The organism is Salinimicrobium oceani, from assembly GCF_012037645.1.
Genome location: NZ_JAAVJR010000001.1, coordinates 407,949 through 433,969, shown reverse-complemented (window position 1 = coordinate 433,969; position 26,021 = coordinate 407,949). Strand labels below are relative to the sequence as shown.

The window sequence follows — 26,021 nt, the reverse complement described above, 5'->3', positions numbered from 1 at the left end:
TTTAAAGAGATAGAGAGAAGGGACGAAGGTTCAGGAGGTGATCTCTCGATTTTCACCAAACTCGAGGGTTGATCCTTCAGTAAGAATTACGGAATGGGGAACCTGTGAATTCAAGACATTGAAGGCCGGGTCGAACTGTCGGGAAAAATCCACATTTATAGAATATTCCTCTACCGTATATAAATGCCAGGCCGCATGCTTTATCTCGTATTCGAAAGTTTTTTCATCTGACTTAACATAGCCGTAGGGGCGGTCTAAAACAAATGCTGCTTCGGTATCCTTGTCATAAGGAGCGGCAAGTTGATTGCTCCTTACCTTAAAGCTCTGCTCCTCTTCATTCAACTGCCATGAGTATTTGACTTGTAAAGAAGCATCAGTTTCTTTTACAGTTCCGGATGCCATTTGCGCCACATAGTTGGTTTTAAAAAATGTGTTGGTCAATGCTGTAAGTGCCGGCTGGTTGAAAATTCGCGAGATCACCACAATTCCATTTCTCCATTTTGCACCATCAAAGCGCTTGACATAGATTTGCAGGTCTACTTCATCAAACTCTTTTAGTAATGGCAGCTTCACATTAGCAACTTTTAATTTCTTCACCTGAAAGCCTGCAAGGCTCAGCATACAGTCCCCGTTGTAATGATCGGGTTTTGTATGTTTTGGGAGAAATTTTTCAATGATCTCGGCAGGGATCCTGTAATTAATGTAAGCGACTTTTCTGAATTCTGATGCAATGGAAAGATTCATAAGCTCAAGAGAATAGCGGTTTCTCAAATTTATTAAAGTCCGGTAATGCTGCCGAAGCTTTGGGAAAAGTTTAATTTTTAAAGCACCTGCAGGAAGGAGAGATTGCTGGCAAGCGCAATAATGAAGAGAAGAAAGAGGAGGCAAAATGCCAGTAACAGCATTCGGTTCTTTATGCGATTCTTTTCCAGCGAAAAATCCAGAATATCCTTTTCGATCTTGTTGTACTTCAGGTAATCCTCGACTCCCATTCCTGCAGCAAGTCCTCCATTATGGGTAAGTAGCACCTTTTTGTTGTATACCTCCACGAGCTTAAGTTCTTCAAGAAAAGAAATGATCTCAGGATTTTCATTATAGGAAACATGCTGGCCCTCTTTCAACCGAATAAGAAACAAATTTGCAACACTGAATTTCATCGTGGTACTGGCAGGGCGTTTTTCTGAAATTGAAAATAATTAAAATATTTTTATTTGCTGTATTTTATCGATATAAAATGCATTACATCGATAAAAATCTTGAACGGCTCATAGATAAACGGCTCGCATCACCTTCAGAACGCTATGGTTATAACAGTAGGAAGTGATAAATCGGAAATAGCTGGAAGTTTTTTCTTACAGTGCATAAGCGAAGACAAAAAACCTGCCGTGTAGGAGGAAAATAGGTTCAAATTCCTATTTTTGCACATGCACAACAACGTCCTCATTTTAGATTTCGGTTCGCAGTACACGCAGTTAATAGCAAGACGCGTAAGAGAACTCAACATTTACTGCGAAATTCATCCATTTAATAAGATTCCGCAGGAACTTTCAACCTTTAAAGCAGTAATACTTTCGGGTAGTCCATTCTCGGTGAGAGGGGAGCAGGCTCCTCACCCAGACCTCTCAAAAATTAGAAAAAAGCTCCCTCTTCTGGCCGTATGTTATGGAGCACAGTATCTGGCTCATTTCAATGGCGGAAAAGTCGAAGCTTCAGAAATAAGAGAATACGGCCGCGCAAATCTTTCGGTTATAAAAGATAGCGAGGAGCTTTTTGATGGCATTACTGAAAATTCACAGGTGTGGATGAGCCATAGTGATACCATAAAGGAGTTACCTGAAAATGGCGTGAGGCTGGCAAGCACACCCGATGTGCTGAATGCTGCCTATCGCATTGAAGGCGAAGAAACCTATGCAATTCAATTTCATCCAGAAGTATATCATTCTACAGATGGGAAACAGCTGCTGGAAAATTTTCTGGTTCATATTGCCGGCGTGGAACAGGAGTGGACTCCTGAAGCCTTTGTTGATATGACCGTAAATGAACTTAAGGCGCAAATAGGAGATGACAAGGTAGTTCTGGGATTGAGCGGAGGCGTGGATTCAACAGTGGCTGCTGTGCTTTTACATAAAGCCATTGGAAAAAATCTTTATTGCATCTTCGTAAATAATGGTTTGCTGCGTAAAAATGAATTTGAGAGTGTGCTTGACCAGTACAAACACATGGGGCTAAACGTAAGAGGGGTAGATGCTTCGGCACGTTTTTTGGATGCCCTCGCAGGGATATCAGACCCTGAAGGAAAGCGGAAGGCGATAGGGAAGACCTTTATTGATGTTTTTGATGATGAAGCTCACCGCATTCAGGATGTTAAATATCTTGCACAGGGTACGATCTATCCAGATGTTATTGAGTCCATTTCAGTGAATGGTCCTTCAGCAACAATTAAATCTCACCACAATGTGGGAGGATTGCCAGATTATATGAAACTAAAGGTTGTGGAACCGCTTAGAATGCTTTTTAAAGATGAAGTGCGAAGAGTGGGGGCAGAACTTGAAATAGATAAGGAACTTTTAGGAAGACACCCTTTTCCCGGTCCCGGACTGGCGATAAGAATCCTGGGAGATATTACGCCCGAAAAGGTGCGCATTCTGCAGGAAGTAGATGCTATATTCATCAACGGTCTTAAAGAATGGATGTTGTATGATAAAGTCTGGCAGGCAGGAGCAATTCTGCTGCCGGTGAATTCTGTGGGCGTGATGGGAGATGAAAGGACCTATGAAAAAGTAGTTGCTTTAAGAGCAGTGGAATCAACTGATGGAATGACGGCCGATTGGGTAAACCTTCCTTACGATTTTCTGCAAAAAACTTCCAATACAATAATTAACAGAGTTAAAGGCGTTAATAGGGTAGTATATGATATCAGCTCCAAACCACCTGCCACGATCGAGTGGGAATAAAAATTGACCTATGAAAAAAATAGCATTGCTTTTCCTTATTTTTCAATTCTTTGTATTGCAGTCCTTTGCACAGCAGTACAAATATCATATTGTAAAAGCAGGAGAGACAACTTCAGACATTGCACGCCAGTACAATATTTCTGAAGAGACCATTTTTAAATACAATCCTGATGCCCGCCGCGGATTGAAACCGAACGCAAAGCTTGTCGTGCCTATTGGAGCTGAAAGGGAACAACAGCCTTCGAATGGGGAGAAGAAGGAGCAGCAGCATACTGAATTCGAAATGCACCGGGTTAAAAAACAGGAGACGCTTTTCAGCTTATCCCAGCAGTATAATGTAAGCATTGAAGATATCAAGAAGTACAACAAGCACCTTTATTCTCAGGAATTGAAAAAGGGAGAAAAGATAAGGATCCCAAAGGCTTCTTCCCTCAAGGAAACACCTCTTGCACCCCCTTCAGGAAATATTCTTGATCTATCTCTTAAGGAGCATGTGGTGCTGCCACAGGAAACCCTTTACGGAATATCCAGGAAATACAACATCACCATTGCCGATCTTCAGCGTCTTAATCCCACCATGCAAACCCTGCAGCCAGGAATGGTGATCAAAGTGAAAAATGGTAATGTGGAAAAGGTAGTTGAGGTAGAAGGTCCTTTATTTAAATATTACCAGGTGCAACCCCAGGAAACCCTTTTTAGTCTTACAAGGCGCTTCGGAATTAGCCGGGACTCTTTAGTTTCTCTGAATCCTGCACTTGCAGATGGACTTAAATCTGGAATGGTTCTGAAAATTCCTAATAATGATGATGCTGCACCCGTAGAGGAATATGAGGAGGCAGATGTGGTAAACCTGGAGCGTCGTATTTCGAACTACGAGCCAAAGAATTTGGTGGTCATGCTGCCCTTTAATAAAAATAAGATCGTCACGACCGATTCTACAAGTAATGTGAATGAAAGGATCAGGAAAGACCGGGTGATGCAAATCTCTCTGGACTTTTACAGCGGAGTTTTGATGGCTATAGATTCTGCCCGTACCTTGGGTATTTCAACAAATGTAACATTTTTGGATACTGAAGGTAACTCCGGAAAAGTAAACCGGCTTCTCAATTCTCATAATTTTAGTAATGTGGATGCCGTGATAGGTCCCCTGGTGCAATCTACAGTGGAGACCGCTGCACGAGGCCTGGAGAGCAGAAACATTCCGGTTATTTCGCCACTAACCAAGAAAGAGGCGGGTTCTCTGGATAATTTTCTGCAGACTGTACCCACAGATGAAATGCTTGCCGATGCCATGATATCTTATATCTCCGAAAACGCTAATGGGAAAAATCTTGTGATCATTGCCGATGCCGGTGCTGTAGAAAAACGTCGTAAGTTAACTGCAGCTTTTCCTGCTGCACGTATGGTAACACCTCGCGAGGGCGGAAATATTAGTCAGGCTGAAATGGCTGCCGCACTCGACAAGTCCCGGCCCAACTGGGTGATCCTGGAATCTACCAAGATTGGAGTGTTAAGTAACGCTACTTCCTATTTGAATTCCATTGCAGGTCCTTATAATATAACCCTGCTAACGACCGACAGGAACAGTTCCTTTGACAGTGATAATATTTCAAACACCCATTTAGGAAAACTGAATTTTCATTATCCATCTGTAGAGCGCTCTTATGATCCATCTCAAAACCGCAACTTTATCAAAAAATATTCAGACAAATATGGAGTAGTGCCAAACAGGTATGCCGTGCGTGGTTTCGATGTGACTTACGATGTCTTGTTGAGGTTAGCATCTGCACCAGATCTTTATTCTTCTATTAATGAAGAAGGAACTACGCAGTATGTTGAAAATAAATTTGACTATGACCTCAGGCCTGCTGGAGGTTATATTAACAAGGCCATTTACATTCTTGCATACGATCGTAACCTGAATTTAAACGCTGTTCGATAATGACATCAAAAGTGACTTACCTTGGGGAGCTCAGAACTTCCTGTGAACACCTGCAAAGTAAAAGTTCCTTTATTACAGATGCCCCTGTGGATAACCAGGGAAAAGGAGAAGCATTTTCTCCTACAGATACCGTGGCTACTGCACTTGCCAGTTGTATGCTTACAATTATTGGCATAAAAGCGAGAGATCTCGACCTTCAGGTTACTGGTGCATCTGCCGAAGTTACCAAGACCATGGCTGCCGATCCAAGAAGGATTTCGGGCATAAAAGTTGCCATAAATTTCCCGACTTCCTACGATGACAAAGAAAGGAAGATCCTGGAACGTGCGGCAAAGACATGTCCCGTGCTTTACAGTTTACATCCAGACATTGTCCTCGATATTAGTTTTCATTATGAAAGTGAAACAACTTCTTTATAGCGGTTTTCTTTTTCTTTTTTTAAGCCTATCGGTCCAGGCGCAGATGCCAGAGAGGAAGATTAGCTGGACGCCAGCTCCCTTAAGCTGGACAAACTTTGAAGCGGAGCCTGATCTTTCTAATCCCTTTCACGCCAACACGAGCTCGGGAATGTCCTATTCCTGGTCTATGAAAACTCTTGGCGCTGAAACGGAATTTCTCTATGAAGTAGCAGCATTTTTCTTTCCAGAGAAATCCTGGGTCAAAAATGGAAAAGGCTCAGCACAATTGCTGGTTCATGAGCAGCTGCATTTTGATATTACAGAGCTTCATGCCCGTAAATTGAGAAGAGCAATGGAAGCATTTGACCTAAAAAATCGCAAAACCTAAAACCGGCATTGCAGGCATTGTATCAAAAAACAGAAGCCGAAAGGGCTAAAATGCAAAACGATTTCGATGCTGAAACCCGGCATTCCATGGATCAGGAAGCTCAGCTTAAGTGGCAAAAATTTATTGAGGAGGAGCTAAAAAAACTGAAAAGTTTTTCTTCTTAAAGAGCCGTAACTTCAGCTTTAGCTTCATCAAACTCTCTCATCATGTCCCTCACGATCTGTGCAGCAGGTTTGATGTCATGAATAAGACCGGAGATTTGTCCAATTTCCAGTTCCCCTTCCTCAAGGTCTCCCTCAAACATACCTTTTTTGGCCCTTGCTCGTCCCAGAAGTTGTATAAGCTGTTCGCGGCTGGGGCTTTGAGTATAGAGCTCAGATACCTGCTCAAAAAAGCGATTTTTGAGAAGTCTTACCGGGGCCAGTTCCTTAAGGGTTAAAATGGTGTCTCCTTCTTTAGCCGCTACAACCAGTTCCTTAAATTTAGGGTGAGAAGAAGCTTCTTCGCTGGCCACAAATCGGCTGCCTACTTGTACAGCATCTGCCCCAAGCACCATGGCTGCCAGCATGCCCCTGCCAGTAGCAATACCTCCGGCAGCTATGAGTGGAATTCTAATTTGTTCCCGCACCATGGGGATGAGCGTGAAAGTGGTGGTTTCATCCCGGCCATTATGGCCCCCGGCTTCAAAACCTTCAGCAACTACAGCATCCACACCTGCCGCTTCTGCTTTAAGCGCAAATTTGACACTACTAACCACATGAACTACTTTTATGCCTTTTTCCTGCAGATAGGAGGTCCAGGTCTTTGGATTCCCGGCAGAGGTGAAGACGATCTCAACTCCCTCCTCAATAATGATCTCCATGATCTGCTCCAGATTAGGATACAACATGGGCACATTGACCGCAAATGGAAAGGAGGTCGCTTTCTTGCATTTTTGGATATGCTCCCGAAGCACTTCTGGATACATTGAACCCGCCCCAATAATTCCTAATCCGCCTTCGTTACTTACCGCACTGGCAAGTTTCCAGCCGCTCGCCCAGATCATTCCTGCCTGGATTATGGGATATTGAATATTGAAAAGCTGCGTAATTCTGTTATTGGTCATGTGGTTGTTTAATTTTTCCCGACTTTTTCATGGTTTCCAACCCTGAAAGTTTTCGAATATTACGAAATAACTCCTGAACCTATCAGCTCATCTTCCAGGTACCAGGCTACAAATTGTCCTTCGGTAATAGAAGCCTGGGGTTGATCGAAAACAACATACAATCCGTTCTCTGTTTGGTGAAGCTCAGCGTCCTGTAGCTCCTGCCGGTAACGGATCCTTGCTTTGACCCGCATTTCTTCATCTGGCTTCAGCTGGAGATCTGGCCGCACCCAATGAGTTTCATCTTTAGAGACAAACAGTGCAGTGCGGAAAATTCCGGGGTGGTCCTTTCCCTGGCCGGTGTATATCACATTTTCAGTTACATCTGTTTCAATAACAAACAAAGGTTCGGGGGTGCCGCCTACTGCCAGTCCTTTTCTCTGGCCTTTGGTGAAATAATGCGCACCCTGGTGCCTTCCTACCTTTTTTCCTTCAGCAGGAGAATAGCGGTATTTTCTGGAAAGAAATTCCAGTTCTTCTTCTTTATTCTGAAATGCAGGTGTTTCTTCTGAAAACTTTGCTTCAGAAGCAGATATTTCCACAATGTCACCTTCTTTTGGCTGTAACTTCTGCTGAAGAAATTCCGGAAGCCGTACTTTTCCGATAAAACAAAGTCCTTGAGAATCTTTTTTCTCGGCGGTTACAAGATCCTGTTCCGCAGCAATTCTTCGCACTTCACTTTTCTGAAGATCACCAATGGGGAACAGGGTTTTTGCAAGTTGTTCCTGGGAAAGCTGGCAAAGAAAATAAGATTGATCCTTGTTGCGATCCTTTCCTGAAAGTAACTGGTAAACTGGCTGTCCATTGACCTCGGTTTCACCCTTGCGACAATAATGGCCTGTAGCTACAAAATCGGCTCCCAGGGAAAGGGCAATTTTCATAAAGACGTCAAACTTTATTTCCCTATTGCAAAGTACATCGGGATTAGGGGTGCGGCCCCGCTCGTATTCGTTGAACATGTAATCTACGATGCGCTCTTTATATTCTGCACTAAGATCTACCGTTTGAAATGGAATTCCAAGCTTTTCGGCCACGAGCATGGCGTCATTTGAATCATCCAGCCATGGGCATTCCTTGGAAATGGTAACGCCTTCATCGTGCCAGTTCTTCATAAAGAGCCCTATTACCTCATAACCCTGCTCCTTAAGAAGATAGGCTGTTACGCTTGAATCCACACCACCAGATAATCCTACAACAACTCTTTTCATATTTCTTACTCCTTGTTCCTCTGTCTCTAAATAAGCTGCAAAATTACATAAAAATTTGCCATTTTTGGAAGCTTAGCCTGAATGCAGATGAGGGTGTTGCAATAAAAAAGGCGGTCTTTGGACCGCCTTTGAAAAATGATGTTTTTGTACTTACTTTTCGAAAGTCAGCACCACCGGAATAGATTGAAACGAGGTGGTGAAAGTAAACTTATTGGCTCCCGAAAATTTAACGGTCCCGTCAAACGTTCCGAAGTTCGGAATGGAAATGGTGTAAGTGTTATCTGAATTTTTTTCCCAGGTGCCGGAACTTGAAAATTCAGCACAGTCATTTTCTGAATCATATAATGTCCACATGGCACTGCCATTTTCGGTAAAAGTAATATCAGGGTTTTCGGGGCAGGCAGAAGGATCCCATCCCGGGATTTGAGGTGTTACTGCTGTAAGTTCCCAGTTTGCTATGATCGTTCCGTTCTCGGCGCCGTTGTCGTCATCATCACTACAGGAGGTAATAAGAAAGAAGCCAAATGCGGCCAGTAAAAAAAAGTACTTTTTCATGATTCTTCTTTTTTTGGGTTTAAGTAAAGATATTAAAATTTACATGCAGGACCTTGGCGGTTAATATTGTTTTTCGCGCTTTAATTTTCCCTGCTCATAATAGCGCCAGGTGCCATGGTGTTTATTGCGCTTATATGCACCTTCACTCATAAGCACTCCTTTTCCATTGTAAAATTTTGCAGGGCCGTGAAGCTCCCCATTAACGTATTGCAGATCTTCCAGTACCACACCTTTTACAGATAATAATTTTCGGGAGCCATGCAACTCTCCTGCCACATAATGAGCCTCCTCCGCCAGGGTGCCATCTTCATAAAAAATCTTCCTGTCGCCATGCAACTTGCCTGCCTCATAATTTTCTATCATCATTACCCGGTCCAGATCCTTATGGTAGTACTTCCATGTGCCAGTACGCTGCTTGTTCAGGAGTTTCCCCTCGCTTATCGTTTTTCCCCGCTGGGAAAGATAGGTTGCTCTTATCGTATCATGGGAAGGACTAAAATGCATAAGTGCAGCGGGCTGTTTTAATCCTTCCTGATAAAACTTAAACATACCAGTTTCTTTTCCGTGGATAAATTCCCCTTCATATTTCAACATTTCCTTTCCAGAGTCAAAATACTCCTTCCACTTTCCATGTTTATTCCCTTGGCTGTCAAAGGTGTTAACTTCTTGAGCGATCGCTGTATTATTAATAGTGTATATTAAAATGCAAATCACTAATTCCCAGTTTCTTTTAAATAGCATTACTTATATTGTTTAAAAAAGTTTAACTAAACTTAAACAGTTTGCTTTAGCATTATGATTTACTTTTGAGGTGTAACTTTAAATAAACTCTAATGAAACTGTTTCCAAAACTAGTAAAATTCACTGCAATAGTGCTCCTTTTTTCCGGAGCGACGTCCTGTAGTGACGATGATGACGCCGTCTCTCCACCAATGATCGAAACAAATACCATTGCGGACTTTGTAGCGAGCAACGAAAATTATTCTTCCCTGGCCGCAGCTCTTGAAGTGACTGGCCTTACTTCAACGCTTGACGGCGCAGAAAATTATACGGTCTTTGCGCCCGACAATGATGCCTTTGCAGCTTTTTTGTCTGATAATGGCTTCTCAGGCCTTAATGATGTTCCTGTGGCACTGCTAACGCAGGTATTGCTTAACCATGTACAGATGGGAGAGATCATGGCTTCCGATCTTTCTACCGGTTATATTCAAAGTATGGCGGTTGGAGGTGCTTCAGACGAGAACCTGAGCATGTACATCAACACCGAAAATGGAGTAGTGATCAATGGAGTTGCCACTGTGACCATGGCCGATGTAGAGGTCGATAACGGGATTATTCACGCTGTAGATGCGGTGATAGGCCTGCCCGATATAGTGACTTTCGCCTTAGCCGATCCTACTTTTGAAATACTCGTTGCAGCCTTAACCCGGGAAGAAGACTATGCCTTTGTGGAGATCCTGATGGAAACTGATGCTCCTGCTCCTTATACTGTTTTCGCCCCAACTAATGATGCCTTTGTGGCTTTGCTGGAGGAGCTCGAAATGTCTTCTCTTGAAGATATTCCTTCAGATGTTCTTGCGTCTACGTTGAGTTATCATGTGGTTACTGGTGCAAATGTTCGTTCTGAAGATCTTTCTGACGGGATGGAAGTTGGCACCTTCGCAGATCAATCCTTTACGATTAATCTTGGAGATGGTGCAGTGATCACTGATGCTAATGATCGAACTTCAAATATCATTGCCGTAGATGTCCAGGCTAATAATGGGGTGATCCATGTAATTGACACGGTTGTGTTACCCGCTATGTAACACGTATTGATAGGTTGGTTAATGCAGAAGAGCCCGGATTTTCCGGGCTCTTCTAATTTATGATCAATGAAATTATTTCTTGCCTTTCTTTTGTTGTTGCTCGGCCTGCTCCATCATCTCCTGCATCTTGCGTGCAAATTTCCCTTGCTTTTTAGGCTTCTTCTTATTCTCCTGAATTCTCGCATGGATCTTTTCCTCATCAATGATAAAGTTCTTGATCACCAGCATGATCCCAATAGTAATAAGGTTGGAAGTAAGATAGTACAGAGAAAGTCCACTCGCATAGTTGTTAAAGAAGATCAGCATAAAGAGGGGAGATAGGTACATGATGAATTTCATGTTCGGCATCCCTGGTTGCTGCATATTCTGCATGCTCTGTCCCGTGGTCATCATCATATAGATGAAGATGGCGATAGATGCCAGGATAGGGAACAAGCTCACGTGATCTCCATAAAAAGGTATATAGAAAGGCAGTTGGGCTATGGTATCATAACTGGAAAGGTCATCTGCCCATAGAAATCCTTTTTGCCGTAACTGGAAGGCGCTGGGGAAGAACATGAAAAGCGCATAGAAAACCGGTAACTGCATCAAGGCCGGGAGACACCCGCTCATAGGGCTGGCACCAGCTTTGCTGTAAAGCTTCATAGTCTCCTGTTGCTTTTTCATTGGATTATCCTTGTACTTCTCATTAAGCTCGTTGATCTCTGGCCTAAGCACTTTCATCTTTGCCTGGGAGAGATACTGCTTGTATTGAACAGGCGATAGAACGAGCTTGATCGCAATGGTCATCACAATGATCGCCAGACCATAACCCATATAATTCGTTATAAAAGCAAAGAACGGAATGAAAAGATACCTGTTGATCCATCCAAAAATTCCCCAGCCAAGTGGCAGGATCTCATCAAGATTTCGGTCGTAATCGTTAAGGATCTTATAGTCACTGGGACCGTAATACCAGTTCATATTATAGTTGAGTTCCCCTCCTTTTAATTCTAAAGGAAAAGTAGAAGCAAAGGCTTTTGTATAAACCGTATCTACCTCTTCGTCTTCCACAAGATCTTCGGCAGTAAGTTTTCCATTAGGAAAAGGGGTGTCTGTTAGAAGAATGGATGAGAAAAAGTGTTGCTTGTAGGCAACGTAAGAAATATTTTCTTCTTCATCTGTACCATCGGTAACATAATCATCGTCACCGCCATCATATTCATAAACCAGCTCTGTATAGCGGTTCTCGTAAGGAATACTTTTCGCGTGGCGGTAGCCTTTTAGCTGCCAGTCAAGAGTGATGGGAGCCGAAGCATTGAAAACATCATTCAATCCTTGTGAACGTATGCTGAAATCCAGCATGTATTCTCCAGGTTTTAAAACATACCGGTATTCAAGAAATTCATTGGCCGATACTTTTAATTTCATGGAGACAACAGTGGTCTCCCCGTTTTTAGTAACACTAGGTTCGAAATAGAGATCTTTTGTGTTAAGCACTCTCCCGTCTGTAGTGGTGAAATTAAGATGAAAAGCTGCATTCCCGTCTTTAATAAGGTAAACAGGAATGGAATCGTAGGTTTTGAAATTCTTCATTCTTGCTTCAGAAATGTATCCTCCTTTGTTAGAGAGGGAGAGGGCAAGAACATCATTTTCTACACTGGTCTCATTCTCTGTAGCTGAAGCTAAGGTGGCCGAATAACCAAACGCACCCAAACGGCTGGCTGCCTGGGCTATGGCTGCCGAATCACTGGTCTGCACGGCTTGCGCAGGGGTGATCTCTGGTGAAGCATCGGGAGTTACAACCTGTTCTGTGGTGGTCTGCTCGACTTCTTCGGGAGCAGATGGATTCATGTATAGCATCCAAAGCAGGATTCCACCAATGAGGAGAAACCCTATTAAGGAATTAACGTCTAACTTTTTTTCTTCCATTATAAATTTAAATAAAGAGGGCGGAATCTTCCGCGGTCATTTGCTTTAGTCAATTTCCTGACCAAAAGTGGCTATTGTGCCATGCTGGCACCTTTTTTTACCTGTGAGTATTCTTTGGCAGCTTTTACAAATGCTGTGAAAAGCGGATGTGGATTAGCAACTGTACTCTTGTACTCGGGGTGATATTGTACTCCCACGAACCATGGATGTTCGGGAATCTCAACGATCTCCACAAGATTGGTCTTGGGGTTAATACCTGTGCTGCGAAGCCCCTGAGCTTCCAGCTGCTCGGCGTATTTATTATTGTACTCGTAGCGGTGACGGTGTCTTTCAAAGATCTGGTTGCTCTTATATACATCATGCGCAATAGAGTTATCCTTCACTGTACATTCCCACGAGCCAAGCCTCATAGTACCTCCAAGGTGGGTGATCTCCTTTTGTTCCTCCATGAGGTCAATGACCGGATGGGGAGTTGCTGGATCCATTTCTGTGGAGTTTGCCTTGTTTAAATGCAGTACATTTCTTGCGAATTCGATCACTGCCATTTGCATTCCTAAACAAATTCCGAGGAAGGGCAGGTCATTTTCTCTGGCGTAGCGAACAGCATCAATCTTTCCTTCAATACCGCGTTCTCCAAATCCTGGAGCTACCAAGATGCCGTCTAAATGGGCAATCCTGTTCTTGATCGTAGTATCATTGATAAATTCGGAATGAATACTTTCAATATTCACCTCTACTTCATTAGCGGCGCCTGCATGGATGAAAGCTTCAAGAATCGATTTATAAGAATCCTGTAATTCTACATATTTTCCTACTAATCCAATATTGACCTTGTGCTTCGGGTTTTTGTGTCGCTTCAGGAATTCGTTCCACTGGGTAAGATTAGGTGTAGTTTCGTCTGGTAGATTCAGTTTTTTAAGAGTTACCGTATCGAGACCTTCCTTCAGCATCAGGTTAGGAACATCATAAATAGTAGAAGCATCAATGGATTGAATGACAGCTTCCTGTTTTACATTGCAGAAGAGCGCCAATTTTCTTCGGATATCATCAGAAAGTTCGTGCTCTGTTCTGCAAACAAGGATATCTGCTCTTAATCCACTTTCCATCAGCGTCTTTACACTGTGTTGCGTAGGCTTGGTCTTCAGTTCTCCTGCTGCGGCAAGAAAAGGAACAAGCGTAAGGTGAATGATAAGGGCGTTATCGTCTCCCAGCTCCCAATTAAGTTGACGTACAGCCTCAATATATGGTAAGGATTCAATATCCCCAACGGTTCCTCCAATCTCGGTGATCACGATATCATAGTCGTGGTTCTTTCCAAGCAACTGGATTCTTTCCTTTATCTCATTGGTGATGTGAGGAATAACCTGTACGGTCTTTCCCAGAAACTCACCACGTCGCTCTTTTTCAATTACGCTTTGATAAATACGACCGGTGGTAACGTTATTGGCCTGCGAAGTGTTGACATTCAGGAATCTTTCATAATGCCCCAGGTCAAGATCGGTTTCTGCCCCGTCTTCGGTCACATAACACTCTCCGTGTTCATAAGGATTCAAAGTTCCCGGGTCTACGTTAATATAGGGATCCAGTTTCTGAATAGTGGTTTTGTACCCGCGAGCTTGCAGTAATTTTGCCAAAGATGCAGCAATGATCCCTTTTCCCAAGGAAGAGGAAACACCGCCTGTGACAAAAATATACTTGGTTTCAGCCATTTTAGAGAGGTATTTGGTGCGTTCTTATTCAGCGCGCTAAATTACAAAGAAGAAAAGAAAAAGAAACCATTTGCACTATAATATGTTAGCAAAACTTTAAGGGTTTTGAAGTGCACAAAAAATGATCTTTTGCTGCTATTTTGGATATTTCCTTCTAATGGTGCGCAGTATGTCTTCCATCCCGTTTACCTTGAGTTCCAGGACCTGCTGCAGCAACTCTCCTGTTTTACCCTTCGGAAATCCCTGCTGCCGAAACCAGACCAGGTAAAATTCAGGTAGTTCAGAAAGGTAACGGCCTTTGTATTTACCGAAATGCATCTTGGCGTGTGCGAGTTCAAGAAGTGCTTTATAATCTGGCTGAAGTTGCATTCGGCTAAGGTCTCAAAAAAGGGAAAATCGCGATGTCTTTTTTCTGAAAATTTTTCAGTAGTTATGACCCGACCCAAAGGTTAAAATCCTGATAATTTTAAATATGGATTTCCTATGCTTTTTCAGGTTTTAACTAACTTCCGCTCAAACTGAATTTATGGCTGTAATAGGATCTATCATTAAGGGAATCATTCACGCAACAGATGCCGTCACTACCGAGCCCAATGCGGTAGAAGCGCAGGAAAAAGTGCTGCAGGGGCTGCTGGAAAAGGCAAAGGATACTGCGTTTGGCCGGCATTACGAGTTTGCGGAGATCCTAAAGGCAGATGATATTCGAAAAGCCTATGCAGAACGGGTTCCATTTTTTGATTATAACAAGATCAATGAGGAGTGGTGGAGCAAAATGCATCAAGGAGAGGACAATGTCACCTGGCCTGGTAATCCGCCATATTTTGCTCTTAGTTCTGGAACAACAGGCAAGTCGAGCAAAAGAATTCCTGTTACAGATGATATGGTTGAGGCCATTCGTCAAACCGGATTGAAACAAGTGGCCTCCCTTGCTAATTACGACCTGCCATCAGATTTTTTTCAAAAGGAGATCATGATGCTGGGAAGTTCTACAGACTTAAATAAGGTGGAAGACCATGAGGAAGGGGAAATTAGTGGAATTAGCGCCAGTAACATTCCCTTCTGGTTTCGCAATTTTTACAAGCCTGGCGTTGAAATTTCGCAGATAGAGGATTGGGATGAACGGGTGCTCGAAATTGCCAAGGAGGCAAAGAACTGGGACATTGGTGCTATGTCTGGTATTCCTTCCTGGACCGAGCTTATGATCAAAAAGATTCTTGAGTACCACAACGCGAAGAATATTCATGAGATATGGCCCAACCTGCTGGTATATACTACGGGTGGTGTGGCGTTTGAACCTTATGAAAAGGCTTTTGAAAAACTCGTTGCTCACCCGCTGGTGGTCATTGATACTTACCTGGCTTCGGAAGGATTTATGGCCTTTCAAGCCAGGCCCGAAACTCATGCCATGAAGCTGGTGCTAGACAACGGTATCTACTTTGAATTCGTTCCCTTTAAGCCTGAATATATTGCCGAAGATGGTGCCATAAGAAATAATGCTCCTACTGTAAAACTGGAAGAGGTGGAGCCTGAAGTGGATTATGTACTGCTTATTAGCACGGTATCTGGTGCCTGGAGATATGTGATTGGCGACACCATTAAATTTACCGATGTTGACCGAAAGGAGATCCGTATCACGGGCCGAACAAAATTCTTTCTGAATGTTGTGGGGTCCCAACTTTCAGTAAACAAAATGAACGATGCAGTAAAGGAACTGGAGCAGCAGTTCGGAATCACCATTCCCGAATTTACCGTCGCAGCTGTAAAAAATGACCAGGAGGAATACATTCACAAATGGTACCTGGGAATTGAAGAAGGCGATGCAGACGAAAAAGAGCTGGCTGCTGCCTTAGACGAAGCTTTAAAGGCGGCCAATAAAAACTATGGAGTGGCCAGGAGCAAAGCCCTTAAAGGAGTTGAGGTGGTGAAAGTAGGGCCAGAGGTCTTTACCGAATGGAGCGCCGCGAACAAGAAGAAAGGGGGACAGGTGAAAATGGAGAAAGTGATGAATGAGGAAAAATTTGCGGAATGGGAAAAATTTGTGAGATCAGATCGCAGTTAACAATTAGCAATAAACAATAAACAATAAGCAATTACCAATAAACCATTATTAGCATTTAGCTTTCTTCTTCCTCTGGCTCTAGTTCTATGGCGAGATCTTCCTCAAGGCTATTCACTAGCAGCCGGATAGCTTCAGGGGAGAGATAAAGGCGTGCTTTCCTCTTTTTGTAAGAGTCAGATAGCCGGGAATGGTTGAGAATAAAATCTTTGGTCGCAAAAATATAGTTTCCCAGGCCATGATTTACCGCATGAGTATCTGCCGTGCGCTCTGCTTTCCTGATGAAATTTTCTGAAGTGACATAACGTGTACCAAATTTTAGCAGCTGTAAAGCCGATTTTTCCCGGTAGTCCATGATATGTCCCAGTTCATGGCTAAGCCAGCCAACAAGAACTTCTGAAGGAACCTCGGCCATTGAAAATTCTTCATTTTCGATGAGAAATTTACTGCTCATAAAAACATAGTAGCTGCGATTCTTTTTATCCTTGAAAAGGTCTGCGAGATTCGGCTGTGCCTGCATAAAGGCATTTTTTATATTCTTCTTGTACCTGAATTCAATTTTTACAGCCTCAAGTTCGGGGTAATGGGAAAGGGCGAGCCTGGCTTCCCCCAGAATGTTCGTGGGAATGATCTTATTATCTTGAAAGATAAGGTTGTTGTGCTCATTGCTTTTTTGTGCTGCACAGCCCCAGGTAAATGCTGAAAAGAGGATAAGAAGAATTGAAAGGAACCGCCATGACCTGCTGATTGCCGACTTTTGTTTCTGCTGTTTAGAGTTATTATATAATAAACCTGAGGATCTGATCTTTTCCATTGAAATTAATGTCTCGGCTGTAATGAAACGTTGTACTATATTAAATCAACCCATATGCCAGAAAATTTACTTTTCAGATTTTCTAAGAATATTTTTGCTTTTCCAGAAGAAATCGAAAGGCCTCATGAAGAACAGAATCGAAAGAAATGGGAATTAATAATTACTGGACGGCCTTATCTGCCATCCTTTTCAACATTTTCCAGATCCTCCTCCAGCTTATTGACGAGTACCAGGATCTCTTCGGGCGACAAGTACAGCCTCGAAATTCTCTCCTTGTAATGGTCAGACAAATGTGAGTGATTTAAAATAAAATCCTTGGTGGCAAGAATATAATCTCCCATTCCGCTGTGTACGGCATAAGTATCAGCGGCACGTTCGGCTTCCTTAATATAGTTTTCGGAGGTGACATATCTCAAACCAAAGATCACAAGGCCCATTGCCGATTTTTCCCTGTAGTCCATAATATGCCCCAGTTCATGCCCAAGCCAGCCAATAAGTACTTCTGAAGGCACTTCGGCCATGGAGAATTCCTCTTCCTCAATTAAAAACCGGCTGCTTATGTAGATGAAGTAGCTTCTGTTCTTTTTTCCTTTAAAGAGATTAGAGAAACGCGGCTGCGCCTGCATAAAGGATTTTTTGATGTCTTCTTTGTATCTGAACTCGATCTCCACATCTTTCAATTCCGGGTAAAAGGAAAGTGCAGTTTTTGCTTCTTCAAAAATGCTTTCGGGAATGATCTTATTGTTCTGGTAAACGATATTTTTTTCTTCCATATCTTTTCTTGCTGCACAGCTCCAGTTGGCCGCAAAAAGGGGCCCAAGCAGGAGAATGATGCAAACTCTTTTCTTCAAAATTGCAGGGATTTATGTGCCACAAATAAGATAAGCTTTCCTGAAACAGATATTTTGAAATTTTTCTTAAATTATAGGCTGGCCTATTGTTTTTCGTTAATTTAAGGAACCAGACAAAAACATGTTTTATGCCAGAGCTACCAGAAATAACCCTTTTTCGAAACTATGTGAGAGAGACTTCTGTTGGAAAAAAGATCACGAAGGTGGAATTTCCTGAGACTTCGCTCCTGCAATCTCCTGCTTCAAAATTTGAAGAAGCACTTGTAGGAGAAAAGTTTGAGAAAACGGAACGTCTGGGGAAATACCTGGGACTTTCAACTACGGACAAATCATGGCTCATCTTTCACTTCGGAATGACCGGCAAACTGGAATATTATGCGAACCAGGAGCCGCCCAAATATGCCAAAATGATCATTTCGTTTGATGATGATTACAAGCTTTCTTACAGCTGCCGAAGAAAACTCGGCAAAATTTTCTTGGCTGAAACCCTTGTGGAATTTAAGGCAGAAAATGAACTTGGAGAAGATGCGCTTCAGCTTTCAGAAAATGAATTTTTGAAACTGCTGGAGGATAAGACCGGTAGCATAAAAGCGGTGCTTATGGATCAACACGTTATGGCGGGACTGGGCAACGTCTATTCAGATGAAATGCTGTATCAGGCAGGGATCCATCCAAAATCCCGGACAAATCATCTTAGTGCTTCAGAAAAGAAACAGCTGTATAAGGAAATGATAGCAGTGCTGGAACTGGCAATTGAAAAGGAAGGTGTGCGAGATGATTTCCCGGAAGATTACCTTATCCGGCATCGCAAAGATGGCGCCGACTGCCCAAAATGCGAAGGGGAAATAAAGCAGATCAAGGTTGCCGGCAGGAGTACCTATTTTTGCCCTTCCTGTCAAAAAGAGGAGAAATGAAGGTGCATATAGGTTGTTCCGGCTATAATTATAAAGAATGGCGCGGGCCATTTTATCCGCAGAAGCTGGCGCAACGGAAATGGCTGGAGCATTATTCTTCCATTTTTGACACCGTAGAGATCAATAATACTTTTTATCGCTTTCCGCGTGAAAAAGGCCTTCTTAACTGGAGGGAGACGGTATCCGACAATTTCCAATTTACGCTCAAAGGCCATAGATATGTAACCCATCGGAAAAAATTAAAAGATGCCGATCAAAGCGTGAAGGATTTTGAACTCCTGGCTAAGCTTCTAAAAACTAACCTGGGCTGTATCTTATGGCAGCTCCCGCCCAATTTACATCGGAATGATGAAAAACTCGAGAATTTTTGCAAGACACTAGATCGGGAATTTAAAAATGTGCTGGAATTTCGTCACGAATCCTGGTATGATAAGGAAGTTTATGACCTCCTTGAAAATTACGGAATCATTTTCTCTTCAATCTCAAGTCCTGAATTTCCTGATGATCTCATAACTACTGATAAGACCGGATATCTTCGTTTCCACGGCACAGGTAAAGACTGGTACGACCACCTATATACTAAAGCAGAACTTAAAGAGTGGCACAAAAAGATCATGGACAGCGGGCTGGAAGAGATCTATATCTATTTCAATAACGACATTCATGCTCATGCCCCCAGAAACGCTCAGGAACTCATGGAGCTTTTTGAATAATTAAATTTCTATTTCCATCCCATCATACGCAGGAATAAGCTCCACTTCTTCTTGTAAGGCTTTTATTCTTTTCATACTTGCTGCAGGATCTCTTTCAAAGAACCATTCCCCATAGTGGCAAAAAGCCAGCTTTTTAGTGTGTGGGCCGAGTAACCGAATTAGATCGGGTATGCCGGTATGTCCAAAAATGCGGTCTTTCTTTCGGTTGATCCTTCCGCCCTTGTTGATAAAGGTCGCTTCGGTGATGACTAGGTCAAGTTGTGGAATATTTTCCAAATTTGCCTTTTCGATCCAGGCAACATCTCCGGTAAGGAAGAGCTTTTTTTGACCTTTTTGAATAATATATCCCAAAGATCTTAGCCTTAAGGCGTGTATAACCGATATAGGCGTAAAGCTATAGGCTCCGATCCTGAAGTGGGTCGTGATCACTTTCAGCTGCGGAATAAGCTCATGAGCTTCGGGCCCAAAAAGAGGAATTTTGGGAGAAAACTTTTTCTTATCGGGAACGAAAAATGCATGATCGGGATGAAAATGCGTAAAGACTACCGCTTCAGGAGCGTAATCCATATATTCGGGCTCTCCTGCATCAATAAGGATCTTATCATCTATAAGAAAGCCGGTATGATTGATGTGTCTTTCGGCTTTAGGTTCAATTTTTCCGCGGGTGCCAAGGATCTTGATCTTCATATATCTGCCTTAAATTCCGAAGGGATAGGTATCGGGAGTTTTACTGCCATCGGGTTTGAAATGTAAAGGATGCAATCCCTGTGTTTTGTCGAGGTAGAGAAAAGCATCATATCTTTTTGCCGTTTTTGAAGGGACATAATTCCCTCGTTCCCTGTGAGGATCATAAACTACGCCCACAGCACGGTGCCCAATCTTTTCCTTCAGCCTTTTATTGAGTTCTGAACCTTCCTCAAAGACCAACAATTTATTTTCTGCTCCCAGGGTGTGGAGCATTTTTTCGATACTCCCGTCAATGGCTCTGGGCAGTTCCATCTTTTCCATAGGTGCACCCCAGAATTCTCCTGCCACTACAGAACCTTCATAAGATCCAAAGCCAACCAGCACAACTCCATCTTTCTTATGTTGCTGGCGCACCAGTTGCCCTACATTGTGCAGGCCAGAGGCAGCCATATCTGTAGCGCGTGCATCTCCAATATGAGTATTGTGCTCCCAAACGATCACCTTAGCGTCTTTGCCGTGGTAATCCATGAGGGTGTTGAGTGTTTCGACCATATGATTATCTCGCACGTTCCATGAAGAGTGGTCAAACTGGGCCATAGCTTCGTAATATTTTTCTGCATTCTTGAGGACGAGGGAATTGAGTTCGGCATTAAGCCCCGCTTCGGGTTCATTTTCGTACTGATCTGTTCTTTGACGTACCTCCTTCAACAGCTGCACTACTTCGTTTCTGCACTTTTGTTTGAGTCCCCGATATGCAGTAACGTAAGAATCGTTCTCTCTATAAGGTTCAAAGCAATCGGCCGTCTGTCGGGCGAGGGCTGCAGTTTCGGGATCTTCCTTCTCTAGATATTTAACTATGGTTTCCATAGATTCCCATAGGCTGTATACATCCAGCCCATAGAACCCCACTTTCTTATCAAATTCGAGGCTGTTGTTATGTGTTTTAAGCCAATCGGCAAAAGCCGCAATTTCCCAGTTGGCCCACATCCATGTAGGCCAGCGTCGGAATTCCTTAAGAACTTCAACAATAGAATTAGAAGCATCGGGAAGATCTTTGATCCAGCGATTGATCTTAAAACAATCGGGCCAGTCGCCCTCAACGGCTATAAAAGAAAATCCTTTTTCCTCAATTAAGCGTTTGGAGATCTCTGCGCGCCAGGTGTAATATTCGTGTGTGCCGTGGCTTGCTTCCCCTAAGAGTACGTACTTCGAATTTCCTATTTTCTCTATAAGCGGGTCAAGATCTTTTGAATTTTCCAACGGTCTTATCTGTTGCACCTCTTTCAAATTTGTATTTCCTGAAAACATAGTGATAAGAATTTGATTTGCATGAAGTTACCAAAATTGCAGCAGGGAATTATAATGATGTGGAGCAGCTTTAGAAAAGTTTAAGGTATTGATTGTCAATTTTTATTTAATTTTAGAATCATGCAGACAGTTCAAATAGCAATAGGGCTTACTTTAATTGTACTGATTTTCCTGGATTTCTTTCACACAACCCTTTCCGGGAATGGATTTGGGATTTTTTCCAGGATTGTAAATCAGATCCTCAACCGCCTTATTCTTCAAAATCGTAACAGGAAGATCTTTTTATATTCAGGTATAATTCATTTGCTGGTCACCACATTTATGTGGCTCTCCCTATTGTTTCTTGGAGCTTTTATAGTTTTTACTGCAGGTGAGGAAATGGTAGTGAATGCCACTACTGGCTTGCCGGCAACAAGAACTGAGATCTTTTACTACACCTCTTATGTTCTGTCTACTCTTGGCATTGGAGATTTTGTTCCAGGAAATGACCAAAGCAGGATCCTTACCGGTATCCTATCGTTCTCTGGCTTCATTCTAATCACCACCGGTCTTACTTATTTGTTGAGCATTATCAACGCAGTGCTCTCAAAAAAGCAACTTTCGTTCTTTATTTCTACAGTAGGAGAAGATGTCGAGGAATTGTATCAATTCTTTAAGAACCAGGAAGATCTTTCGAGTCTCGTTTCGGACGCCGGGGATCTAAGACAGCAAATTCTGAAGAATTCCAGTAGCTATCTGGCTTTCCCAATGAGTAATTACTTTCTTACCAAAAATCATGACTCGGCATTGATAGTTCAGCTTGCAAGGCTTTATGAAGTGCTAATGGTAGTGCAGCTTGAATGGGAGAAAACGACAGTGCAATACAATAAGATCAATTCTACCCTCAATGCCATTGAAAAATACCTGGAGCTGGGACTGGAAGAGCCGGATGCCGGAGAATATAAGCCCGATCAATTAAAAACGCTGAGGAGCTACTGGAAGAAACATGGATATGATTACAGTAACAGGGAACATACCGACAGGCAATTTACTTCCAGCCTACAATATGCAGGCTGGAATTGGGAAGAAGTTTATAAACTAAAGGAGTTCCAAAAATGACATTTTTGGAAGGTAATTTTTAGAGCTCAGTCTGTACTGAAAAGTCCACTTTTAATTGTCCGCGGGTAATATCTTCAAAAGTTTCCCTTTGTCTTATAAGATGAGCTTCGCCTTCATGCCACAACACTTCTGGCGGACGAAACCTGGAATTAAAATTACTGGCCATAGAATAACAATATGCTCCGGCATTGTCAAATGCCAGGATGTCGCCTTCCTTGATCTCTGAAATTCGGCGGTTACTCGCGAAAGTGTCGGTTTCACAGATATAACCAACTACAGAGTAGAATCTTTCTTTGCCGCCAGGATTGGAGATATTGTGGATCTCATGTCGGGAGCCATAGAACATAGGGCGTATCAAGTGGTTAAAGCCGCTGTCTACCTGCGCAAATACTGTTGACGTGGTTTGCTTGATCACGTTGACCTTTACCAAAAACTTCCCGGCTTCACTAACCATGAATTTTCCAGGTTCGAAGGCAAGGGTGAGATCTTTGCCATATTCCTTACAAAAGGAATTGAATTTTGCTGTGAGCTTCTCTCCCAGCTCTTCAATATTTGTTTCAATGTCACCTTCTTTATAAGGTACTTTGAAGCCACTTCCAAAATCAATGAATTCCAGATCTTTGAAATGCCGGGCTGTATCGAAAAGAATTTCAGAAGCATAAAGAAAAACTTCAATATCAAGGATATCACTGCCGGTATGCATGTGAATTCCGTTGATGTTCATTCCGGTATTCTCAACGATCCTTAAAACATGGGGAATCTGGTGAATTGAGATCCCGAATTTTGAATCAATGTGACCAACAGAAATATTGGTATTTCCACCGGCCATAACATGAGGGTTTATCCTTATGCAAACCGGAACTTTTGGATGCCTGGTCCCAAACTGCTCAAGGATGGAAAGGTTGTCGATATTGATTTGCACCCCCATTTCGGCCACTTTTTCTATTTCCTCAAGAGAAACCCCATTGGGAGTGTAAATGATTTTGGATGGCTCAACTCCGGCTTCCAGTCCCAGCTTTACTTCCTGAATGGAAACCGTGTCAAGGCCGGCCCCCAGACTTTGAAAAAGGCTGAGGATGGATATATTGGACAAAGCCTTAACAGCATAATGTATACGCAGATGTTTTACCTTGCTAAAGGCACTGGTGAGGCGTGTGTACTGGGAAGTGATCTTTTCAGAATCATATACATAAACCGGACTTCCATATTTTTCTGCTACTGTTAAAAGCTCTCTGTTATTCATGGTACTACTTTGAAGATGCAAAAGTAATGGGGAATTTTGTAACTTATTGCAGGACGATATTGAAAATAACGAATTCTAACAATTCGTTATATTTCTATATGTTTTCATGTTCCAAATTTTTGAAAGAAGTTGAAGAATGCTCTTCAGATTTTTGTAAATTTCCTTTATTAACCATTGCTTTATGACTACCAGACTCGCGCTTTTTCCATTAAAGAGTACAGTGTTTCCAGGAGAGAGGCTGCCATTGCACATTTTTGAAGAGCGGTATAAGGAATTGATCGAAGACTGTGAAAGCACTGGAAAATCCTTCGGCATTCCTTCTTACATTGGAAATAAACTGGAATTCGGGACAGAGATGAAATTGCTCAAAGTGGTGAGACGGTATGGATCTGGTGCCAGTGATGTGATTTGCGAAGGAATGAGAGCTTTTAGGATAAAGCAGTTCGAGGAGCAGGAGCATGGAAAATTGTATGCCGGGGGAGAGGTACAGTTCCTGGAAGATAAGGATGATTCTACAGAGACTGTAAAAAAGCAGTTACTGGAACTTATATACGAATTGTATCTGCATCTGGAGATTCCGAAGCCAAAGCTTGATCTACCCAGCTTCAGAAGTTTTACGCTTGCCCACAAGATTGGTCTATCGCTTGAACAGGAATACGACCTGCTGAAAATGACTTCAGAAAAGGCGCGCCAGGAATATCTTATCAATCATTTGCTCATCACCATCCCTGTGGTACAGGAAATGAACCGCACCAAACAGGTCATTGAACTCAATGGACACTTCAGAAATTTTGACCCTTTAGATTTTACAGAATTCCGCCTCACAGGGAAAAAGAAATAAAATTCCGGAACCCGGCGTCATTCCTAAAAAATATTGGCAGAATCCTATAACATTTGTTACTTTTGTCAACCGTAACAAATACTGAAGAAACACCTTATTATGAACATACACGAATATCAGGGAAAAGAGATTTTAAGCAGTTTTGGAGTGCGCATACAGCGTGGCATTGTTGCCCAGGATCCTAAAGAGGCAGTAGAAGCTGCAAAGAAACTTACTGAACAGACAGGTACCGGATGGCATGTGATCAAGGCTCAGGTACATGCTGGTGGCCGTGGAAAAGGTGGAGGAGTAAAACTCGCAAAGAATCTTCAGGAAGTTGAGGACATCGCAGGACAAATTATTGGGATGAACCTGGTAACTCCGCAAACCTCTGCTGAAGGAAAAAAAGTGCATCAGGTACTTGTGGCCGAAGATGTTTATTATCCTGGAGACAGTGAGCCCGAAGAATATTACATGTCTGTGCTTCTAAACCGTAGTACAGGTAGAAACATGATCATGTATTCTACAGAAGGTGGAATGGATATCGAAACAGTGGCTGAAGAAACGCCGCACTTGATCTTTACAGAAGAAATCGATCCAGCTGTTGGATTACTGCCGTTCCAGGCAAGAAGAATTGCCTTTAACCTTGGCCTTAGCGGAAATGGTTTTAAAGAGATGACAAAATTTGTGATGGCTCTTTACGAAGCTTTCTCAAAATCTGATTCTTCTTTATTTGAGATTAATCCGGTTCTTAAGACAAGTGATGATAAAATAATGGCTGTTGACGCGAAGGTAACTTTAGATGACAATGCTTTATACCGTCATAAAGATTATGCAGAAATGCGTGATGTACGTGAGGAGAATCCTGTAGAAGTTGAAGCAAAAGCTGTAGGTTTGAACTATGTGGACCTTGACGGAAACGTAGGATGTATGGTGAATGGTGCAGGACTGGCAATGGCTACGATGGACCTGATCAAGCAGGCAGGAGGAGAGCCAGCTAACTTTCTTGATGTAGGTGGTACTGCCGATGCCAAGAGGGTAGAGGAAGCATTTCGTCTCATCCTTAAAGACGAGAACGTGAAGGCGATCCTGGTAAATATCTTTGGAGGAATTGTGCGATGTGACCGCGTTGCGCAGGGAATTGTGGATGCTTACAAGAACATGGGAGATATTCATGTTCCAATTATTGTTCGCCTACAAGGAACAAATGCAGATATAGCTAAGGAGCTTATTGATAACAGTGGCCTGGATGTTTACAGTGCTGTTGAATTCCAGGAAGCTGCAGATAAGGTGCAGGAAGTACTTTCTTAAGCTTTACATATAATAGTATTTGAACCCTCGGAAAACTCCGGGGGTTTTTTTGTGGCCTGACTTTTCTGAAAGAGATCTCACCACTGCCTCCCGTTTATTATTATATAATCATTCCTCAACTTTTCCGTAACCTGAATTTTTTCTTTCTCGTCTAAGCTTGACCTAATTTTATCCTGTTCAAAAAGGGTA

The 26,021-nt window shown here is 42.6% G+C and carries 25 protein-coding genes; 11 read left to right on the top strand and 14 right to left on the bottom strand.

From position 1 onward, the window contains the following. Window positions 1-30: 30 nt before the first annotated feature. Both HC175_RS02015 and HC175_RS02010 read right to left on the bottom strand, forming a co-directional pair. Window positions 31-771 (bottom strand): DUF2071 domain-containing protein, encoded by a 741-nt coding sequence (locus HC175_RS02015; RefSeq protein WP_168136839.1) that lies wholly within the window; start codon window positions 769-771, stop codon window positions 31-33. 50 nt (window positions 772-821) lie between these two features. Continuing rightward, window positions 822-1,121 carry a hypothetical protein gene (locus HC175_RS02010; protein ID WP_168136838.1) on the bottom strand — a complete coding sequence of 100 codons (300 nt, stop codon included), beginning with the start codon at window positions 1,119-1,121 and terminating at the stop codon, window positions 822-824. 303 nt (window positions 1,122-1,424) lie between these two features. Here HC175_RS02010 and guaA point away from each other — a divergent pair, with 303 nt between their 5' ends. Genes guaA through HC175_RS01990 form a run of 4 tightly spaced genes read left to right on the top strand, consistent with a single transcriptional unit; the run spans window position 1,425 to window position 5,682 of the window. Further along, entirely contained in the window at window positions 1,425-2,954 is a 1,530-nt protein-coding gene (guaA, locus tag HC175_RS02005) for a glutamine-hydrolyzing GMP synthase (RefSeq protein ID WP_168136837.1), read from the top strand. Window positions 2,955-2,964: 10 nt separating this feature from the next. Beyond that, a complete protein-coding gene (locus HC175_RS02000) occupies window positions 2,965-4,896 on the top strand; it encodes a LysM peptidoglycan-binding domain-containing protein (protein WP_168136836.1) in 1,932 nt (643 codons plus the stop codon). After that, complete coding sequence (locus tag HC175_RS01995) at window positions 4,896-5,315, top strand: OsmC family protein (RefSeq protein ID WP_168136835.1); 420 nt, start codon at window positions 4,896-4,898, stop codon at window positions 5,313-5,315. Before HC175_RS02000 ends, HC175_RS01995 begins: the two co-directional genes overlap by 1 nt. A 43-nt stretch (window positions 5,316-5,358) precedes the next feature. Continuing rightward, window positions 5,359-5,682 (top strand): hypothetical protein, encoded by a 324-nt coding sequence (locus HC175_RS01990; protein WP_209309895.1) that lies wholly within the window; start codon window positions 5,359-5,361, stop codon window positions 5,680-5,682. Window positions 5,683-5,842: 160 nt separating this feature from the next. Here HC175_RS01990 and HC175_RS01980 read toward each other — a convergent pair whose 3' ends face one another. The 4 genes from HC175_RS01980 to HC175_RS01965 all read right to left on the bottom strand — a co-directional run bounded on the left by HC175_RS01980 (window position 5,843) and on the right by HC175_RS01965 (window position 9,330). Further along, complete coding sequence (locus tag HC175_RS01980) at window positions 5,843-6,787, bottom strand: NAD(P)H-dependent flavin oxidoreductase (protein WP_168136832.1); 945 nt, start codon at window positions 6,785-6,787, stop codon at window positions 5,843-5,845. Between the two features lie 59 nt (window positions 6,788-6,846). Continuing rightward, on the bottom strand, window positions 6,847-8,034 hold the full coding sequence (gene mnmA / locus HC175_RS01975; protein ID WP_168136831.1) for a tRNA 2-thiouridine(34) synthase MnmA: 1,188 nt from the start codon (window positions 8,032-8,034) through the stop codon (window positions 6,847-6,849). A gap of 150 nt (window positions 8,035-8,184) precedes the next feature. Beyond that, window positions 8,185-8,589, bottom strand: coding sequence for a lipocalin family protein (locus HC175_RS01970; RefSeq protein WP_168136830.1), 405 nt, complete (start codon window positions 8,587-8,589; stop codon window positions 8,185-8,187). 60 nt (window positions 8,590-8,649) lie between these two features. Next, window positions 8,650-9,330 carry a toxin-antitoxin system YwqK family antitoxin gene (locus HC175_RS01965; protein ID WP_168136829.1) on the bottom strand — a complete coding sequence of 227 codons (681 nt, stop codon included), beginning with the start codon at window positions 9,328-9,330 and terminating at the stop codon, window positions 8,650-8,652. Between the two features lie 92 nt (window positions 9,331-9,422). Between HC175_RS01965 and HC175_RS01960 the strand changes: the two genes are divergently transcribed. Beyond that, the gene (locus HC175_RS01960) at window positions 9,423-10,397 is read left to right on the top strand and encodes a fasciclin domain-containing protein (protein WP_168136828.1); all 975 of its coding nucleotides are present in this window, start codon (window positions 9,423-9,425) and stop codon (window positions 10,395-10,397) included. A 72-nt stretch (window positions 10,398-10,469) separates the two neighbouring features. Here HC175_RS01960 and yidC read toward each other — a convergent pair whose 3' ends face one another. The 3 genes from yidC to HC175_RS01945 form a co-directional block, all read right to left on the bottom strand. Next, window positions 10,470-12,308 carry a membrane protein insertase YidC gene (yidC, locus tag HC175_RS01955; protein ID WP_168136827.1) on the bottom strand — a complete coding sequence of 613 codons (1,839 nt, stop codon included), beginning with the start codon at window positions 12,306-12,308 and terminating at the stop codon, window positions 10,470-10,472. A gap of 71 nt (window positions 12,309-12,379) precedes the next feature. After that, entirely contained in the window at window positions 12,380-14,017 is a 1,638-nt protein-coding gene (locus HC175_RS01950; protein ID WP_168136826.1) for a CTP synthase, read from the bottom strand. A 135-nt stretch (window positions 14,018-14,152) separates the two neighbouring features. Continuing rightward, window positions 14,153-14,386, bottom strand: a complete 234-nt coding sequence (locus HC175_RS01945) for a DUF3820 family protein (protein WP_168136825.1) — start codon at window positions 14,384-14,386, stop codon at window positions 14,153-14,155. Window positions 14,387-14,543: 157 nt separating this feature from the next. Between HC175_RS01945 and HC175_RS01940 the strand changes: the two genes are divergently transcribed. Then, complete coding sequence (locus tag HC175_RS01940; protein ID WP_168136824.1) at window positions 14,544-16,076, top strand: GH3 family acyl-acid amido synthetase; 1,533 nt, start codon at window positions 14,544-14,546, stop codon at window positions 16,074-16,076. A 55-nt stretch (window positions 16,077-16,131) separates the two neighbouring features. On the opposite strand, the gene HC175_RS01935 is transcribed toward HC175_RS01940, so the two are convergent. Together HC175_RS01935 and HC175_RS01930 are read right to left on the bottom strand one after the other, a co-directional pair. Then, window positions 16,132-16,887 (bottom strand): hypothetical protein, encoded by a 756-nt coding sequence (locus HC175_RS01935; RefSeq protein WP_317172065.1) that lies wholly within the window; start codon window positions 16,885-16,887, stop codon window positions 16,132-16,134. A 173-nt stretch (window positions 16,888-17,060) separates the two neighbouring features. Next, complete coding sequence (locus tag HC175_RS01930; protein ID WP_317172064.1) at window positions 17,061-17,738, bottom strand: hypothetical protein; 678 nt, start codon at window positions 17,736-17,738, stop codon at window positions 17,061-17,063. Between the two features lie 128 nt (window positions 17,739-17,866). On the opposite strand from HC175_RS01930, the gene HC175_RS01925 reads away from it, so the two are divergent. Together HC175_RS01925 and HC175_RS01920 are read left to right on the top strand one after the other, a co-directional pair. After that, window positions 17,867-18,652 (top strand): Fpg/Nei family DNA glycosylase, encoded by a 786-nt coding sequence (locus tag HC175_RS01925; protein WP_168136823.1) that lies wholly within the window; start codon window positions 17,867-17,869, stop codon window positions 18,650-18,652. After that, window positions 18,649-19,365 carry a DUF72 domain-containing protein gene (locus HC175_RS01920; RefSeq protein WP_168136822.1) on the top strand — a complete coding sequence of 239 codons (717 nt, stop codon included), beginning with the start codon at window positions 18,649-18,651 and terminating at the stop codon, window positions 19,363-19,365. Before HC175_RS01925 ends, HC175_RS01920 begins: the two co-directional genes overlap by 4 nt. On the opposite strand, the gene HC175_RS01915 is transcribed toward HC175_RS01920, so the two are convergent. After that, window positions 19,366-20,052, bottom strand: a complete 687-nt coding sequence (locus HC175_RS01915; RefSeq protein WP_168136821.1) for an MBL fold metallo-hydrolase — start codon at window positions 20,050-20,052, stop codon at window positions 19,366-19,368. A gap of 9 nt (window positions 20,053-20,061) precedes the next feature. Further along, complete coding sequence (locus HC175_RS01910; RefSeq protein WP_168136820.1) at window positions 20,062-21,360, bottom strand: erythromycin esterase family protein; 1,299 nt, start codon at window positions 21,358-21,360, stop codon at window positions 20,062-20,064. A 120-nt stretch (window positions 21,361-21,480) separates the two neighbouring features. Between HC175_RS01910 and HC175_RS01905 the strand changes: the two genes are divergently transcribed. Continuing rightward, a complete protein-coding gene (locus tag HC175_RS01905) occupies window positions 21,481-22,458 on the top strand; it encodes a potassium channel family protein (RefSeq protein ID WP_168136819.1) in 978 nt (325 codons plus the stop codon). Between the two features lie 19 nt (window positions 22,459-22,477). Here the strand turns inward: HC175_RS01905 and lysA are convergent, their stop codons facing one another. Then, window positions 22,478-23,701, bottom strand: a complete 1,224-nt coding sequence (gene lysA / locus HC175_RS01900; protein WP_168136818.1) for a diaminopimelate decarboxylase — start codon at window positions 23,699-23,701, stop codon at window positions 22,478-22,480. A gap of 181 nt (window positions 23,702-23,882) precedes the next feature. Between lysA and HC175_RS01895 the strand changes: the two genes are divergently transcribed. Together HC175_RS01895 and sucC are read left to right on the top strand one after the other, a co-directional pair. Next, complete coding sequence (locus HC175_RS01895) at window positions 23,883-24,542, top strand: LON peptidase substrate-binding domain-containing protein (RefSeq protein WP_168136817.1); 660 nt, start codon at window positions 23,883-23,885, stop codon at window positions 24,540-24,542. A gap of 99 nt (window positions 24,543-24,641) precedes the next feature. Next, window positions 24,642-25,832 carry an ADP-forming succinate--CoA ligase subunit beta gene (gene sucC / locus HC175_RS01890; RefSeq protein ID WP_168136816.1) on the top strand — a complete coding sequence of 397 codons (1,191 nt, stop codon included), beginning with the start codon at window positions 24,642-24,644 and terminating at the stop codon, window positions 25,830-25,832. Window positions 25,833-26,021 lie beyond the last annotated feature (189 nt).